The organism is Ureibacillus sp. FSL W7-1570, assembly GCF_038593265.1.
In the GTDB taxonomy this organism is placed as follows: Bacteria; Bacillota; Bacilli; order Bacillales_A; family Planococcaceae; genus Ureibacillus; species Ureibacillus suwonensis.
Map to the genome: position 1 here is coordinate 717912 of NZ_CP151979.1, position 15167 is coordinate 733078.

The window sequence follows — 15167 nt, forward strand, 5'->3', positions numbered from 1 at the left end:
ATTTTGAATATTGTACCATCCAAGAAGATGTCATTATTCCAGCCAGCAATATTCGGCCAATTGAAAGAATATGCAAACAAGCAACAAGCAAAAGGTACGAAAATCATTGATTTAAGTCTCGGAAGTCCTGACCTTCCACCCCATGAAATGATAAGAAATCATTTGGCGGAGAAAAGCAAACATCCAAATGCCTATGGATATACATTGACAGGGACAAAGGAATTCAATGAAGCGGTGGCCCGTTACTACAAGCGGGTAAACAAAGTGGAACTCGATGCCGATACGGAAGTGCTGCTGACGATGGGTTCCCAGGAAGGATTGGTGCATCTGCCAATCGCCTTTTGTGATCCCGGTGACATTATCCTTACGACCAATCCCGCCTATGTCGCTTATATGGCAGGCATCCATTTGGCAGGGGCGGAAGCATATTACATACCGTTAAATAAGGAGAGAGGTTTCCTTCCGGATTTGTCGGCCATTCCTGAAGAAGTGGCAACCAAAGCGAAATTGATGATTTTGAATCTTCCCGGCAATCCGGTTCCAGCCATGCCATCGATTGAATATTTCACAGAAGTGGTTGAATTCGCAAAAAAACATAATATCATCGTCCTGCATGATGCCGCCTACTCGGAATTTTACTTTTCCGGCGATGGTCCGGTCAGTTTCTTAAACGCCCCTGGTGCAAAAGAAGTTGGAATGGAAATCAATTCTTTATCCAAAAGTTTCAGTTTGGCTGGCGCCCGGGTGGCTTACATCGTCGGAAACAGTGAAATGATCCAAATTTTAAAGCAGCTGAAATCCAATTTGGACTACGGCATTTTTGAACCGATTCAGTCCGCCGCAGCCCTTGCCTTGGATCATTCAGAAATCATTACCGACCATTTGCGGAAAACTTTTTCGGAAAGACATCATGTTCTTACAAAAGGGCTTGAAAAAATCGGTTGGGAATATGCCCCATCGGACGGAGGCATGTTTGTGTGGGCAAAATATCCATTTGACATCGACAGTGTTTCTTTCGCCTTTAAAGCCATTGAACAGGCGGGTGTCGTGATGGTGCCAGGCACTTCCTTCGGTTCTGAAGGGGAAGGCTTTGTCCGCATTGCCCTTGTCCAAGAAAAGGAACTGTTGGAGGAAGCAATCGGGCGATTGAAAAAGTTGAACATCTAAAGGGTCGGTTCTGAATCGGCTATCATCCAATCAAAATTGGATGATAGCTTTTTCATTTGCCGGAATCCTGTCAATCTGCCATTGGATTTGCTTTATTTGCCGATATAAAGAAAAAAAATCGGCCGAAATTTCAGCCGATTCAATCCACTTTATATTTGTAAGAATCATCTTCTTCATAGCGGTTATAACGCTTTTTGAACAATTCAAATAAGTAAGACACCAACACTTTTAAGATCGCATAACCCGGAATCCCCAGAACCACACCGGCAACGCCGAACAAAGAACCCGCCGTCAACAATACAAAAATGATGGTGATGGGATGGATTTTTAAGGATGAGCCCATAATATTAGGCGTAATGAGTTTTCCTTCAATGAGCTGGACAATCGTCCAAACGATAATCAGTTTCAACACCATGAATGGAGAATTCACCAGTGCAATGATGATGGCCGGTGTGATGGCAATGGCTGGACCCAAATATGGAACAACGCTCGTGATCATCGCCAAGAAACCTAACAGGAAGGCGTAATCCAATCCGATGATGAGAAAGCCGATCGTCATCATGATCCCGATGCAAAATGAAACTAAAATTTGACCTAATATGTAATGGCTGATTTGGTGGTCCATTGCCTTCATTACCTTGGCCGCATCATTGCGCGCGCGCGGCGGAAGGATATTCAATATAAATTTTGGAAGTTTTTCCCCTTCATATAACAGGTAAAACAAAATGAAAGGAACGGTCACCAGCGATAAAATGAAGCCTGTCACCGCGGAAACGAATCCCGTAATCCCGCTGGCGAGAGTCGATGCCAGATTCGTAAGGGTTTCTCTTACGGTTGTAATTAAATTGTCCGTCACATCCGTCAATACCCGGTCGTAATTGATGTTATATTTTGAAAATAAATCGCTGACGCCGGAATTATTTAAAAATGTGACAACCCCTTCGACAGCCGCTTTGAAGTAAACGGGAAATTCATAAACCAAATTGGTGAATTGCTCGCGCAAAAACGGAAATACAAGCAACACCAGCAAAGTGATGGCTCCAATCGCCAAGAGAAAAATCAAAAAGATGGACCAAATTCGCGGAATCCATCGTTCCAAAAATTTTAATATTGGTCTGAACAAGTAATATAAAATGACCGCAAGTACACCGGGCAATATGACAACTTCGAATAAAACCTGAAATGGATAGAAAATAAAGGAAATCTTATCAAAAATATAGATAACGAGCCCCAATAACAAAAGTACAATCAGTGTGAATAATAAATTTTTGCCTCCGAGAAAACGGATAAACTTTGTTGAAAAAAATTTCGATTCCTTTGATCGATTAACTTCACTTTCCAATTCTTTCTCTCTTTCCAAAAAATCACCTCATCATTTTTCGACAAAATCATTTTATCACGAAAAATAATTGGAAGAAAACTTTTCTATCCACCAATTCCTAAAAATTCGTGCAATTCTTTCTTGTTCGCTTCCAAATCAATTTCAATGACTGATCCCGCATGCTGGTAAGAGTTGAACCAATAAGTTCCTTCCACCGGTATGGTCATTTTTTCGATGGAAGGTTTTCCGCCTGCCAATACGGACAGCACCGTTTTAAACTCTTCCCCTGAAGTCATATCCGTAAGAACGTAGCCTTGTGCGGCACCGATAAATTTCGGCAGGTTTTTAATATTTGCCGGTTTCATAACTTCCTCTTTCAACACTTCAATGACTTTTTGCTGCCGTTCGACACGGCCGAAATCCCCTTGGGCATCATGACGGAATCGGGCATAGCCAAGGAGCTCTTTGCCGTTTAACCGTTGCACGCCTTTTTTCAGGCTCACCCCGATATAAGCGGACATGTCTTTCTCCACATCAATTTCGACACCATTCGGGGCAATGATGTCTATGAGCGATTCAAAGCTTTGGAAGTCCATCACCATATAATGATGGATCGGAATATCGAACATTTCGTTCAATGTTTGCTTCAATAATTGAACGCCGCCCAAATAGTAGGCAGTATTCAACTTCCAAGAATCATAGCCGGGGATTTCCGTATAAATATCCCTCATAAAGGATACGAGCTTCATATCATTCGTATCTTTATTCCAAGAAAGGACCATCATCGTATCAGAACGGGATTTTTCCTCTCCCCTGCTGTCCACGCCGATGATTAAATAGTTCACAATGTTTCCTGTTTGTTCATCAGGGAGAAAATCCATTTTTTCCTTTTCTGCATCTCCCGCAAGTTCCAATCCGATCCGATATTGATGGATCGAATAGGCGCTGACCCCAATAATGATCAGCAATAAAATCAAAACAATGAATCTTCCTATTCTAAACCGTTTTTTCTTATAGCGTTTTTCACTCCGGCTTCGAATTTGATTATCTTCCATGCTTATTTCCCCTTATTCTTTTGGACTTCATCATAATAGAACGTTGAAAGATTGGGACAAGTTCACTTCTATCAATCATTATACTATGCTCCCATAGGAAATGCTTTTCCTGCATATGAAAGTTCCAGTTTTTGTTGTTATAATGATATCTTGTAGCAATGCATTGGATTTTAAGCAAAAGGAAGTGAAAAAATGGAAAAAGCTACATTTGCCGGCGGCTGTTTCTGGTGCATGGTGAAGCCTTTTGTGGAATGGGACGGAATTGAGAAAGTCACTTCCGGTTATATGGGAGGCCACGTTGAAAATCCTACATATGAACAGGTGAAATCCGGAACGACCGGCCATTTGGAAGTGGTGCAGATCGAATTTGATCCGGCTGTTTTCCCATACGAAAAACTGCTTGAAATCTATTGGATGCAAATCGATCCAACAGATGATGGCGGCCAGTTCCATGATCGTGGCGAAAACTATAAAACAGCCATTTTTTATCATACAGAAGAACAGCGGATACTGGCGGAAAAATCGAAAAAACAGCTGGAAGAAAGCGGCCGTTTCAAAAAGCCGATCGTCACCGAAATCCGTCCGGCTGCCCCTTTCTATGAAGCGGAAGATTATCATCAAGATTATTACAAAAAAAATCCCACACACTATGAAGAAGATCGCAGAAAATCCGGAAGGGACGATTTCATCCGGAAACATTGGAATGGTTAATTTAATGGCGGCAAAAGTGCCGCTGTTTTTTTATACATAGAATCGGACAATCAGTTAGTTTACATAATATATTTATTAAAAACTAATATATTTTATTATCCTGAAGTAACTTATCCGCCTCTAAATAAGTGATGTATTATGTGATAATTGATAACAATTATAAAAAATCAATTTAATTAATATATCTATTTTAGAATATTTTATTGAAAAACAATCCAATATTGTTATATTTTATTCTATATAAATGAGTTATTTTGCACAAGGGGGATGCCGTCATGTTTTTTATGAAAATGATTCCTTTGAAAACCGAATACAAAGAAGCCGCTTCTTCACCTCAAATGGATGGACAAATTCAAGTGGCTGTAGATCAATTAAAAGGCGTTGTGGAGCAAATGAATTTGACTTCGCTGTCGCTCGAGGAAATTTCCAAATCCACAGAAGCAAAAACCGCCCAATTGTTTACCCACAGTGAACAAACCGTTTCCTTCTCTCAAGAAGCTTCTGAAAAAATGAAGGCAATCGAAGCGGCGGCTCTGCACATATCATCGTTTTCCCAAGAAATCCTTTCAAACAGCCAGACATCCTACGCCGAACTCCAAAACTCTTTTGTTTCTTTCCAAACCCTGCAGCAGAAGTTTGAACATTTAAGCCGCAGTCACAACGACTTGCTTGAACAAATGCATCAACTGGTTGAATACTCCAACAAAATTCAGGAAATTGTCTACACAATCGGTTCGATTTCACAAAAAACAAAAATCCTTGCTTTGAATGCTTCCATTGAAGCGGCTCGCGCTGGCGATCATGGAAAAGGGTTTTCTGTAGTTGCAAAAGAGGTTGGGAATTTAGCCAATCAAACATCCCAGGCTGTTGAGGAAACAAGAGATACCATCCAAATCATTCAAACGGAGATCAAATCGACTGCGGAAAAAGTGAAATTGGAAACGGCACAAGTGCATGAAGGTTTTCATGAAATGAATAAAATACTTGATGCGCTGGAGTCTTTCAAAGGAAAACTGAACATCATCACAAAGATGGTGCAGGAATCTTCGGAATCGGTGGACGAACAAAGGGACAGTGTCGTCGATATAGCAAACCTCCTTCAGGAAATAGCGGATATGGCATTGGAAAATAAAAAATACGTCGTTCAAGTGACAACCGATTTACGGACACAGCACAAGAATATAGAAGATATCCGCTCCATCAATCAGTCGTTGACAAAAACCTCATCGGAACTGCAAACGCTGGTTCATGAGAATGGACAAAACGTCCAATATGATGAAACCCTCGTCAAGCAAGTGAAAAACATGCTTTCTCAAAAAGTTCAATCCAAAACTCTCCTAAGTATGGATGAAAAGATTCATCAACTACTGCTCGATGAGATTCTATATTCGAATCCTCAGTTGGAAACGATTTGGACCAATCGGAGGGATGGAACCTTCATCTACTCCAACCCGCCTGCCGGACTTGTCAACGCCAAAATGCGCCCATGGTTCAAAGAAGCGATCAATGGTAAAGAGTATGTTTCCGAACCATATATCTCCGCAGTCACGAAAAACTATTGCATTACCCTTTCATTTCCGATAGTAAGCGAAGGCAAAATCATCGGTGTCTTAGGGGCGGATATGGCATTGAAAGAAAACGGGCGCTGAAAGGCGGAAAAGCTCAATCCTCTCCTTTGCCGATGTTTTTTTCTGTTTCATCCGTTTTTTTTCTATAAAGGATAGTGCGGAAACACGAAGATTAGTGTAAAATTATTATGTGCATTTTATCCTTTTTATCCCTTTTTATTCCATTTTTTTACATTCATTAAATGGAGGGAATGAGCTTGACGATTCTTGGAGCTGAATATTCTTTAAAGGAGCAAAACCTATTCAACTTCAGTGGAAACAAAATATATGTTGAAGACAGGGAAATTGATGTATTGGTGAAATACGAACAGCCGTTGGTGGTGGTGTTGGGTTCGGTGCTGGATGACGAAGAATGCGACAAACTCATCGAATTATCAAAGGATCGACTCCAGCGTTCCAAAATCGGCGCAGACAAAATTGTCAGCGACATCCGGACCAGCAGCGGCGCATTTCTTGCAGACGTGAATGATGATATGGTGAGAAGAATTGAAAAACGGGTTGCTTCCATTGTGGGGATCCCTGTGGAACATGCGGAAGGGTTACATATTTTAAACTATAAACCCGGACAAGAATATAAAGAGCATTTTGATTATTTTGCGGCGACAAGCAGAGCTGCAAGCAACAACCGGATTTGCACATTTGTCTTATATTTGAGCGATGTGGAAGATGGCGGAGAAACTTATTTTCCAAAACTGGGGTTAAAAGTGTATCCGAAAAAAGGAATGGCGGTATACTTTGAATATTTTTACAACGATCAAACATTAAATGAATTGACACTGCATGCCGGTTTACCGGTCGTTACAGGCGAAAAATGGATTGCAACGTTGTGGTTCAGAAGGAAGAAATGCATTTAACTTACATATCTCAAAATGGCAAGACTCACCTTTCACGTTACGGAATTGGAGAACAAAACATTTTCCAATTCCGTTTTTTCTTGCTTCTATGTTTTCCCCCAATCCCCTCCCCTTTTACGAATGAATGTAAACCTTCTATAGCTTTTCGCCCCACTTCCTGATATAATGGTGGCATTATGTGTAAAAGAGAAAATGGCGCTGGATTCCATCTTTTTTATACATTGAAGTAGTATCAAAGGAGGAACTTACATGATTCAAGTAAGTAATGTAGGTCTTCGTTATGGCGATCGCAAACTATTTGAAGATGTGAATATCAAATTTACACCTGGAAACTGTTATGGTCTTATCGGAGCGAACGGAGCGGGCAAATCCACGTTCCTTAAAATATTATCTGGAGAAATTGAACCGCAGGAAGGTCAAGTGATTGTTGGAAAAGACCAACGGATAGCCGTATTGAAGCAAAACCATTTTGAATATGACGAATATACGGTGCTGGAGACGGTCATTATGGGCCATAAACGCCTGTATGACGTCATGAAAGAAAAAGAAGCCATCTATATGAAAGAAGATTTTACAGATGAAGATGGCATGCGCGCCGCTGAACTTGAAGGCGAATTTGCCGAGTTGAACGGTTGGGAAGCTGAATCCGAAGCGGCCACCCTTTTGCATGGCCTTGGCATTCCCGATGAAAAGCACTATTTGAAAATGGCGGACTTGGAAGGTTCCGATAAAGTGAAAGTATTGCTTGCCCAAGCCCTTTTCGGCAAGCCGGACATCCTTTTATTGGACGAGCCGACAAACCACTTGGATTTGAAAGCCATTCGCTGGCTGGAAGAGTTTTTGATCAACTTTGAAAACACGGTCATCGTTGTTTCCCATGACCGTCACTTTTTGAATAAAGTTTGTACCCATATTGCCGATTTGGACTTTGGACGAATCCAAATCTATGTAGGGAACTATGATTTCTGGTATGAATCTTCCCAATTGGCATTGAAAATGGCGCAGGAACAAAACAAGAAAAAAGAAGAAAAAATCAAAGAGCTGCAAGAATTCATCGCCCGCTTCTCTGCCAATGCGTCAAAATCCAAGCAAGCGACAAGCCGCAAAAAAATGCTTGAAAAAATCCAATTGGAGGATATTAAACCGTCAAGCCGCAAATATCCTTACATCAATTTCAAAATCAACCGGGAAATCGGCAACGACTGTCTGGCGGTGGACGGTTTGACAGCGCTCCAAGACGGAAAAGTGCTGTTCAAAGATATTCGATTCATCATGAACCGGGATGATAAAATCGTGCTGCTTGGCAGCCCAATGGCCAAATCCGCATTGCTCGATATTTTGATGGAAGAACGCCAGGCGGACGGCGGAACATTTAAATGGGGCGTGACAACATCCAGAGCCTACTTCCCAATGGACAACTCGAAATACTTTGAAGGCGAAGAAAAAACACTGGTGGATTGGTTGCGCCAATTCTCTCCGGAAGATCAAACGGAAACGTTCTTGCGCGGTTTCTTGGGCCGTATGCTGTTCTCCGGCGAAGAAGTGAAAAAATCCCCTTCCGTATTATCGGGGGGCGAAAAAGTCCGCTGCATGCTGGCCAAAATGATGCTTTCAGGCGCGAACGTGCTTCTTTTGGATGAACCGACGAACCATTTGGACTTGGAATCCATTCAAGCGTTGAACAATGGATTGATCGCCTTCAAAGGCGCGATGATTTTCACATCCCACGACCATCAATTTATCCAAACGATTGCAAACCGCGTCATTGAAATTCAGGAAGACGGCTCCATCATCGACAAGCAATGCACATATGATGAATTCCTGGAGTGGAAAGAAGCTCAAGGGCTTTTATAATAGAAAAAAATGAGAATCCTTAAAAGAGTGGATGGGGAAAGTATTGCGTTTCCCCTATTCACTCTTTTTTTGGATTTGAATTTGGCCAGGAATGGCTTTTTTGGATTTATCCATTCCTAAACTAGTTTACATAATATAATTATTAAAAAATTAGTGTATGGGCACTAATATCATTTTATAATAATAAGTAATATAGAACGGAAGGAGCTGTGCGTGATGAGAGCAATGCGAATTTCCATGATCTTTCTGCTGGTTCTGCTGTTTGGCTGCCAACAACAAGACAATGCGGGCGATCCCGAACCTGTGAACGGAGAAACGCCTAATGGAGAAGAAAATGGGGATAATCAAAATGCGGTGGAAGAAGAACCGGAGGATGAATTGGAATTAAGCCAATTTTTAAAACCGGACGGATCGACGGCGAAATTTTTGGGCGATGGCAATGAATTTGCTTCATATACCGAAAAAACGACTTGGCTGGACGATCAGTATGTGGGCACAATTGTCGATAACGGCGGTGTGACCATGATGACCATTTATAAAATCGGTGATGAAAAAATCGAGATTGTTTACAAAGAGCCGGTGGACCTTGATGCCGCTTTTCCGGACATGGAAGACATAAAGTCCATGCAGCCTATTGAAACGTATTTTGCAAAACCGATCGAGGTTGGCACATCCTTCGGCAACTGGAAAATCATAAAAATCGATGAACCTGTCGAAACACCTTATAAAAACTTTGATGAGGCCATTGTAATCGAAGAATCCGGTGAAAATTACGTCAACAGAAAGTACTTTGTTGAAGGGCTTGGAGAAGTGAAAACCGAATATATCATGGATACGGATCAGGGAGAAAAATATATCGTGACCTCCACCCTTGAATCGGTCTCAACGGAAGATGAATAATCTTTCCCCTCCCCTGCCGCTTAATAGGAGCAATTCCTCACAATCAAGAGGAAGATGCTCCTTTTTTATTTTTTATTAGACTTTTTACCCATTTAATAGAAAAGGGCTATCAAAAAGAATGAAACAATTTCCGGTCACATACACATTTAATAGAAATCTTTGAATTTTAACAGAAATTTCGTAACTTACTAAAGGGGGGAATCCGATGATTTTAGGTTTCATCGGGCTGTTGGGAAGCTTGGCGCTGATGATCTATTTGACGATGCGCGGCGTCAACTTGCTTATTGCGGCGCCTTTTGCGGCATTCTTTGCAGCCATTTTCAGCGGAATTACGATATTTCCGCAATTGGCTTCGGAAGGTGCGCCGGACTTTATTACCAGCTACATGGGCGGCTTTACGGGATTCATCAGTTCCTGGTGGCTCATGTTCTTGGCGGGGGCCATTTTCGGAAAAGTGATGGAAGACAGTGGGGCTGCTGATAGCGTCTCCAAATGGATTGTTGAAAAGATTGGCGCGAAACACGCCATCTTGGCTATTGTTGTGGCTTGTGCCGTTTTGACCTATGGTGGTGTGAGCCTGTTCATTGTTGCCTTCTCTGTTTTCCCGATGGCATTAAGTCTATTCAAAGAAGCCAACCTTCCAAGACGGTTTATTCCGGGTACATTGGCATTGGGATCCGTCACATTCACCATGACTTCTGCCGGTTCTCCGGAAATCCAGAACTGGATTCCCATTGAACACTTGGGAACGACACCTTATGCAGGTTGGCAAGTGAGTTTGATTGTCGCCATTTTCATGGCCGTTATCGGTTATTTTTGGTTAAAGTGGATGATTGGACGAGCAGTGGCGAGAGGTGAAACTTTCGTTGCAAAAGAATCCGACCAATTTGAACATGAAGAAATCCGCCCTCTTCCGAATCCTTTGCTCAGTCTGTTGCCGTTGGTCGTCGTTCTTGGATTTTCCTTCATTTTCCATGATACGTTGGGAACATCCGCATTGATCATCGCTTTGCTCGGCGGCATCATCATGGCTTATCTTGTGAGCTTCAAATATATGCAAAATCGGGAAAAAGCGATTGCGGATGGCGCGTTAGGGGCAATAATCGCCATCGCCAATACAGCTGCGGTCGTCGGATATGGCGGTGTTGTGAAACAGACGGCTGCCTTCCTGCAAACGGTGGATTACATGACAAACATTCCGGGCAATCCGCTTATTGGCGGGGCCATTGCGGTTGCGGTGCTGGCAGGTCTCACCGGATCTTCATCGGGTGGACAATCCATCGCCTTGCCATTAATTGCTCCCCATTATTTGGATATGGGAGTCAATCCGGAACAATTGCACAGGGTGGTGGCCATTGCTTCAGGATCTTTGGATACATTGCCCCATAGCGGTTATGTGGTGACCACGATTACGGCCATCGCGAAGGAATCCCATAAAGACGCATATCCGGCAATGGGGGCGCTCACCGTCATCATTCCTCTGCTCGGAACAATACTTGCGATCATCTTATTCTCATTAGGATTATAAACGGTTGGAGGTACTGTCAATGAAAGGAAAAACGCTTTTTATCACCGGAAGTGCCCAAGGAATCGGGTTTGAAATTGCCAAAAACTTTGCTGAGGCGGGGGCAAACGTCGTCATTTCCGATTTGAACGAGGAAAAATTGGATCAAGCGATAAAACAATTGCCCGGACAGGTTTCAAGCGTCGTCTGCGATGTGACGAGCGAAGAACAAATAAAACGGGCGATTGACTATACCGTAGAAACATACGGCTCGATCGATATTTTGATCAACAATGCCGGAATCCAGCATGTGTCATTCATCGAAAACTTTCCCACTGAAAAATTTGAATTGATGATCAAAATCATGCTGACGGCGCCTTTTATTACAATGAAATATGCGATTCCACATATGAAGAAAAAGCAGTTCGGGAGAATCATCAATATCGCTTCCATCAACGGCTTGATCGGGTTTGCGGGCAAATCCGCATACAACTCCGCCAAGCACGGTGTCATCGGATTGACAAAAGTGGCGGCCCTTGAAACGGCTCCTTATCACATTACGGTGAATGCCATCTGCCCTGGTTATGTGGATACAGCATTGGTGCGGGGGCAATTTGAAGATTTGGCGAAAACGCGCAATATCCCGGTGGAAAATGTGTTGGAAGAAGTGCTATATCCATTGGTTCCGCAAAAACGGTTGATTTCAGTCGATGAAATTGCGTCCCTTGCCCTTTATCTTGCAAGCGATGCCGCCAAAGGAATCACCGGTCAAGCCGTGGTCTTGGACGGAGGTTATACCGCACAATAATAAAAAAACAGCGGGAAAAACCCGCTGTTTTTTAGATTCCGAATCCCGGACAAATAAAAAAGGCTTCCAAGATTGGAAGGAAGCCTTAATATTTTAGGTTCGATTATTATAATTTAACTACGTTAGCAGCTTGTGGTCCGCGGTTACCTTCAACCACTTCGAATTCCACTTTTTGACCTTCTTCAAGAGTTTTGAACCCTTCACCTTGGATAGCTGAGAAGTGTACGAATACGTCGTTTTCACCTTCAACTTCGATGAATCCAAAACCTTTTTCTGAGTTAAACCATTTTACTGTACCTTGTTTCATTGAAAAAACCTCCAAAAAGATAAAAATATTTTTGCAATATGGAATTATTTTATTACATTGATAATAAAAAAATTCACATATTACGAAGAGTACCGTAAAAACCACCGATCACTCTTTGTAATATGTGAATCATCTGTTTCCGGCCTTGCAATTTAATTGTATATTCATTTTATAACACCATATTACAAAAGTCAAACGATTTTTTTATTTTTTATCGTTTATTTTGGATCGGGTAATGAACTATATGATATTTCTATTATATATGATTACCCAACTTCCTGCACAATTAAACCATGAAAAATTTGTAAATTCTCATCACAAGCTTCGCAATAGTTTTTTTCATCCTCCGACCAGAAGGCGAAATACTTCCCTTCCCTGCTTTCCTCATGGTCATATTTTTTTCTGAATGTTTCCAGCATCTGTTGGAGCGTTTGCTCAAGCTCTTCCTTTGTTTCAAAAATCCGCTCCGAAACGATGTGCGATTCCCATCCTTCCAGCTGCCACCATGGTTCATAATCCGCTTTCATATAAATCAATTTATACATGTAAAAATACTACCCCAATCTTTAATATTAAATAAAGGCTTCCATATGTTAAAATCATATGTATTATTGACGAATCATTCAATCTGACGGGCACGCCTGCTTATACCGATTGATTGGTAAAAGAAATGGATTGGACGAATTAAGCCATTTTTATTCCACGCCCATATACCTTATTTGACCAATAAAGATCGGCAATCATCACAAGAATGATCTAAGAAAATTGTAAACCTCCCTTCCACAATGAGCAATTTTTTTGAACTATAATTAAAAATGCTGTTGGAAGCCATCTTATATTTTTCTGAGACTGGAATGCACAATATAGGGACGAAACCGTTTTTGAATGACTAAAATTGATTGCGGGGGAATTGGATGACAAAGCGGATGCGCATACGTACAAAAGCAAATGCGGCGGATATAAGATATCGCCTGCTCGTCCGGCAAATAGCCATGGAACTGGGATTGAAAGGATATTGCCGGATGAACGAAGACCATCAAATGGAGATTGAAGTGGAAGGGAGAGACCAGTCCGTCGAAGAATTTTTGCGCTTTTTTCATCAAGAAAGAAGCCATGATAATAAATCCGAATCCATTTCAATCGAAATTTTCGATGATTTAAAGGGATACAAAAAAATGGATACGGATCTCGCATGAACGGACGTTTATCATTTCCAGCGGATACATAATTGAAAAATATGCTAAAAGTTGTATCATGAAATAGATTCCAAATAATAAAAGTAATAAATTTTGAAACTTTTCATCTCCAAGCTACGTAATTTATACTAAGAACGTGAGGAGGTACGCATATGCTGGGGGTTAGCAATTTTCTGGTACGGCATTTACTGAATTTTTTATTTACCATCACTGCAGTCGTTTTGTTGGATACTTTTGATTTGGTGGAAGATTTGTTTTCTTTGCTTGCCGCAATTTTAATATATATTGTCAGCAATGTCGCCATTAAAACCATTCAAAAACAGAAAAAGGCGAAAGCATTCGGTCTTACACGCTCGGAATTTAATCAGATTGAGTCGCAGATCAAACAGGCGAAAAGCCATATCAATTCATTGACACAACAATATATCCGGGTCCGTTCCATCCGATCCTTCAAGCTGATCAACGAAATGACGAAACTGTCAAGAAGAATCGTCAATATCGTTCAATCCAACCCTCAAAAATTTTACATGGTGGAAGAATTTTTCTATTCCCATCTGCCTTCAGCTGTACAATTGAGCAAAAATTACACGACACTCGTACAGCAGCAAATCAAGGATGCGGATGTGCACATCGCTTTGGAAGAGGCGCGGAAAGCGATGAAAAATTTACAGGATTCCATGCAAGATGATTTGAAAGCGGCTCTTGCCACAGATATTGAGAATTTAAAATTGGAGTTGGAATATGTAAAACTTGAGCAGGAAAAGAAACAACAGATTGAATATCGGAGTGAAGACCAATGAGTGGGAAAAAGAGCTCAGAAAAACCGTTCCACACCCTTGCTAGCAGCGGGAGCTCTTTTTCTGTTTCGGATCCCATAGTCTTTCCTTCCCTCCCTCAAGAAGAGCAGTCAAAAGCATTATATTTGGCCAGTGGATTGGATATGACCGATTATGAAGACGTTCTCCGTTTTGGCGAGGATGTCCAAAAATCGTTGAAGCATTTTACCCATCAACTTTTAACCCAAGTGCAAAGAAACGATACTTCTCCAATCCGTGAAATTTTATCATCTTTGGTTGAACAATTGGATTCCATCGATCTTGATGAATTTGCCCAGCAAGGCAAAGGCTTTTTCCGGAAACTGTTCAAGCGGCAAAAATCCGTTCAACAAATCGTCTCCCAATATAACCGGTTAAGTGTACAAATTGACCGGTTGACCGTTCATTTGAAACGGGCGCAGCAAAATTTATTGGCCGACAACGACATGCTGAATAAAGTATTTGAGAAAAACGAAGAGTATTATCAAAAAATTAATCTTTATATTGCGGCACTGGAAATGAAAAGAATGGATGCATTCAAACAACTGCAAAAAATGGAACAAGATGCGGCACAAGTGGACAACCCGTTGATGCAGCAAAAATTGCTCGATATGAAAAATGCCGTCGAATGGTTGGACCGGAGAATGTATGATTTGCAAATTTCGAGGGAAATTGCCATTCAGACGGCCCCGCAAATACGGATGATCCAGTCGACGAACGAAATGCTCATCGAAAAAATTCAATCATCCATTTTATCGACCATCCCTTTATGGCAATCCCAAATTTCCATGCTCGTCAATTTGAACCGGCAACATCGGGCCAATGAGACAAGCAAAAGCTTGATGAACACTTCCGAAAAAATGGCGGAAAAAAACGCAGAAATGATGAATATTACCAATCATGCGGATTTGGATCAATTAAAAGAAACGCAAACCCAACTGCTTGATTCCATTGAAGAAACATTGCGGATCCAAGCCGATTGGAATGAAAAACAGCAAGCCCTTGAAAAAACGGTGCATAAAATCGAAACCATTTAAAAAAGCACGA

At 41.5% G+C, this 15167-nt stretch carries 15 protein-coding genes; 11 read left to right on the forward strand and 4 right to left on the reverse strand.

Annotation, left to right across the window (positions count from 1 at the left end; genetic code table 11):
- The first annotated feature begins 27 nt into the window (after positions 1-27).
- Positions 28-1167 (forward strand): aminotransferase class I/II-fold pyridoxal phosphate-dependent enzyme, encoded by a 1140-nt coding sequence (locus NST13_RS03570; protein WP_342581813.1) that lies wholly within the window; start codon positions 28-30, stop codon positions 1165-1167.
- Between the two features lie 139 nt (positions 1168-1306).
- On the opposite strand, the gene NST13_RS03575 is transcribed toward NST13_RS03570, so the two are convergent.
- Together NST13_RS03575 and NST13_RS03580 are read right to left on the reverse strand one after the other, a co-directional pair.
- Positions 1307-2527 carry an AI-2E family transporter gene (locus NST13_RS03575; protein ID WP_342581437.1) on the reverse strand — a complete coding sequence of 407 codons (1221 nt, stop codon included), beginning with the start codon at positions 2525-2527 and terminating at the stop codon, positions 1307-1309.
- Between the two features lie 65 nt (positions 2528-2592).
- Positions 2593-3543 carry an LCP family protein gene (locus NST13_RS03580; RefSeq protein ID WP_342581438.1) on the reverse strand — a complete coding sequence of 317 codons (951 nt, stop codon included), beginning with the start codon at positions 3541-3543 and terminating at the stop codon, positions 2593-2595.
- 192 nt (positions 3544-3735) lie between these two features.
- Between NST13_RS03580 and msrA the strand changes: the two genes are divergently transcribed.
- The 7 genes from msrA (at position 3736) to NST13_RS03615 (ending at position 11802) form a co-directional block, all read left to right on the forward strand.
- Complete coding sequence (msrA, locus tag NST13_RS03585; RefSeq protein WP_342581439.1) at positions 3736-4254, forward strand: peptide-methionine (S)-S-oxide reductase MsrA; 519 nt, start codon at positions 3736-3738, stop codon at positions 4252-4254.
- A gap of 275 nt (positions 4255-4529) precedes the next feature.
- Positions 4530-5903, forward strand: a complete 1374-nt coding sequence (locus NST13_RS03590) for a methyl-accepting chemotaxis protein (RefSeq protein WP_342581440.1) — start codon at positions 4530-4532, stop codon at positions 5901-5903.
- A 176-nt stretch (positions 5904-6079) separates the two neighbouring features.
- Positions 6080-6736: a 2OG-Fe(II) oxygenase gene (locus NST13_RS03595; protein ID WP_342469370.1), complete on the forward strand. Its 657-nt coding sequence runs from the start codon at positions 6080-6082 to the stop codon at positions 6734-6736.
- A gap of 249 nt (positions 6737-6985) precedes the next feature.
- A complete protein-coding gene (locus tag NST13_RS03600) occupies positions 6986-8590 on the forward strand; it encodes an ATP-binding cassette domain-containing protein (RefSeq protein ID WP_342581441.1) in 1605 nt (534 codons plus the stop codon).
- Positions 8591-8806: 216 nt separating this feature from the next.
- Positions 8807-9490, forward strand: coding sequence for a hypothetical protein (locus NST13_RS03605; protein ID WP_342581442.1), 684 nt, complete (start codon positions 8807-8809; stop codon positions 9488-9490).
- Positions 9491-9698: 208 nt separating this feature from the next.
- Positions 9699-11018, forward strand: coding sequence for an SLC13 family permease (locus NST13_RS03610; protein ID WP_342581814.1), 1320 nt, complete (start codon positions 9699-9701; stop codon positions 11016-11018).
- A gap of 19 nt (positions 11019-11037) precedes the next feature.
- Complete coding sequence (locus tag NST13_RS03615) at positions 11038-11802, forward strand: 3-hydroxybutyrate dehydrogenase (RefSeq protein WP_342581443.1); 765 nt, start codon at positions 11038-11040, stop codon at positions 11800-11802.
- Between the two features lie 106 nt (positions 11803-11908).
- Here NST13_RS03615 and NST13_RS03620 read toward each other — a convergent pair whose 3' ends face one another.
- Both NST13_RS03620 and NST13_RS03625 read right to left on the reverse strand, forming a co-directional pair.
- Positions 11909-12109, reverse strand: a complete 201-nt coding sequence (locus tag NST13_RS03620; RefSeq protein ID WP_342469366.1) for a cold-shock protein — start codon at positions 12107-12109, stop codon at positions 11909-11911.
- Positions 12110-12375: 266 nt separating this feature from the next.
- Complete coding sequence (locus tag NST13_RS03625; RefSeq protein WP_342469365.1) at positions 12376-12654, reverse strand: DUF1033 family protein; 279 nt, start codon at positions 12652-12654, stop codon at positions 12376-12378.
- A gap of 369 nt (positions 12655-13023) precedes the next feature.
- Between NST13_RS03625 and NST13_RS03630 the strand changes: the two genes are divergently transcribed.
- The 3 genes from NST13_RS03630 to NST13_RS03640 all read left to right on the forward strand — a co-directional run bounded on the left by NST13_RS03630 (position 13024) and on the right by NST13_RS03640 (position 15157).
- Positions 13024-13305, forward strand: a complete 282-nt coding sequence (locus tag NST13_RS03630) for an acylphosphatase (RefSeq protein ID WP_342581444.1) — start codon at positions 13024-13026, stop codon at positions 13303-13305.
- Positions 13306-13457: 152 nt separating this feature from the next.
- Positions 13458-14105 (forward strand): 5-bromo-4-chloroindolyl phosphate hydrolysis family protein, encoded by a 648-nt coding sequence (locus NST13_RS03635; RefSeq protein ID WP_342469363.1) that lies wholly within the window; start codon positions 13458-13460, stop codon positions 14103-14105.
- Positions 14102-15157 carry a toxic anion resistance protein gene (locus NST13_RS03640; RefSeq protein WP_342469362.1) on the forward strand — a complete coding sequence of 352 codons (1056 nt, stop codon included), beginning with the start codon at positions 14102-14104 and terminating at the stop codon, positions 15155-15157. Before NST13_RS03635 ends, NST13_RS03640 begins: the two co-directional genes overlap by 4 nt.
- Positions 15158-15167 lie beyond the last annotated feature (10 nt).

Bases quoted from the DNA above. Each gene is read 5' to 3' on its own strand.
- NST13_RS03570 (WP_342581813.1), top strand. From the start codon at position 28: ATGTCATTATTCCAGCCAGCAATATTCGGCCAATTGAAAGAATATGCA.
- NST13_RS03580 (WP_342581438.1), bottom strand. From the start codon at position 3,543: ATGGAAGATAATCAAATTCGAAGCCGGAGTGAAAAACGCTATAAGAAA.
- msrA (WP_342581439.1), top strand. From the start codon at position 3,736: ATGGAAAAAGCTACATTTGCCGGCGGCTGTTTCTGGTGCATGGTGAAG.
- NST13_RS03590 (WP_342581440.1), top strand. From the start codon at position 4,530: ATGTTTTTTATGAAAATGATTCCTTTGAAAACCGAATACAAAGAAGCC.
- NST13_RS03600 (WP_342581441.1), top strand. From the start codon at position 6,986: ATGATTCAAGTAAGTAATGTAGGTCTTCGTTATGGCGATCGCAAACTA.
- NST13_RS03605 (WP_342581442.1), top strand. From the start codon at position 8,807: ATGAGAGCAATGCGAATTTCCATGATCTTTCTGCTGGTTCTGCTGTTT.
- NST13_RS03615 (WP_342581443.1), top strand. From the start codon at position 11,038: ATGAAAGGAAAAACGCTTTTTATCACCGGAAGTGCCCAAGGAATCGGG.
- NST13_RS03620 (WP_342469366.1), bottom strand. From the start codon at position 12,109: ATGAAACAAGGTACAGTAAAATGGTTTAACTCAGAAAAAGGTTTTGGA.
- NST13_RS03625 (WP_342469365.1), bottom strand. From the start codon at position 12,654: ATGTATAAATTGATTTATATGAAAGCGGATTATGAACCATGGTGGCAG.
- NST13_RS03630 (WP_342581444.1), top strand. From the start codon at position 13,024: ATGACAAAGCGGATGCGCATACGTACAAAAGCAAATGCGGCGGATATA.
- NST13_RS03635 (WP_342469363.1), top strand. From the start codon at position 13,458: ATGCTGGGGGTTAGCAATTTTCTGGTACGGCATTTACTGAATTTTTTA.
- NST13_RS03640 (WP_342469362.1), top strand. From the start codon at position 14,102: ATGAGTGGGAAAAAGAGCTCAGAAAAACCGTTCCACACCCTTGCTAGC.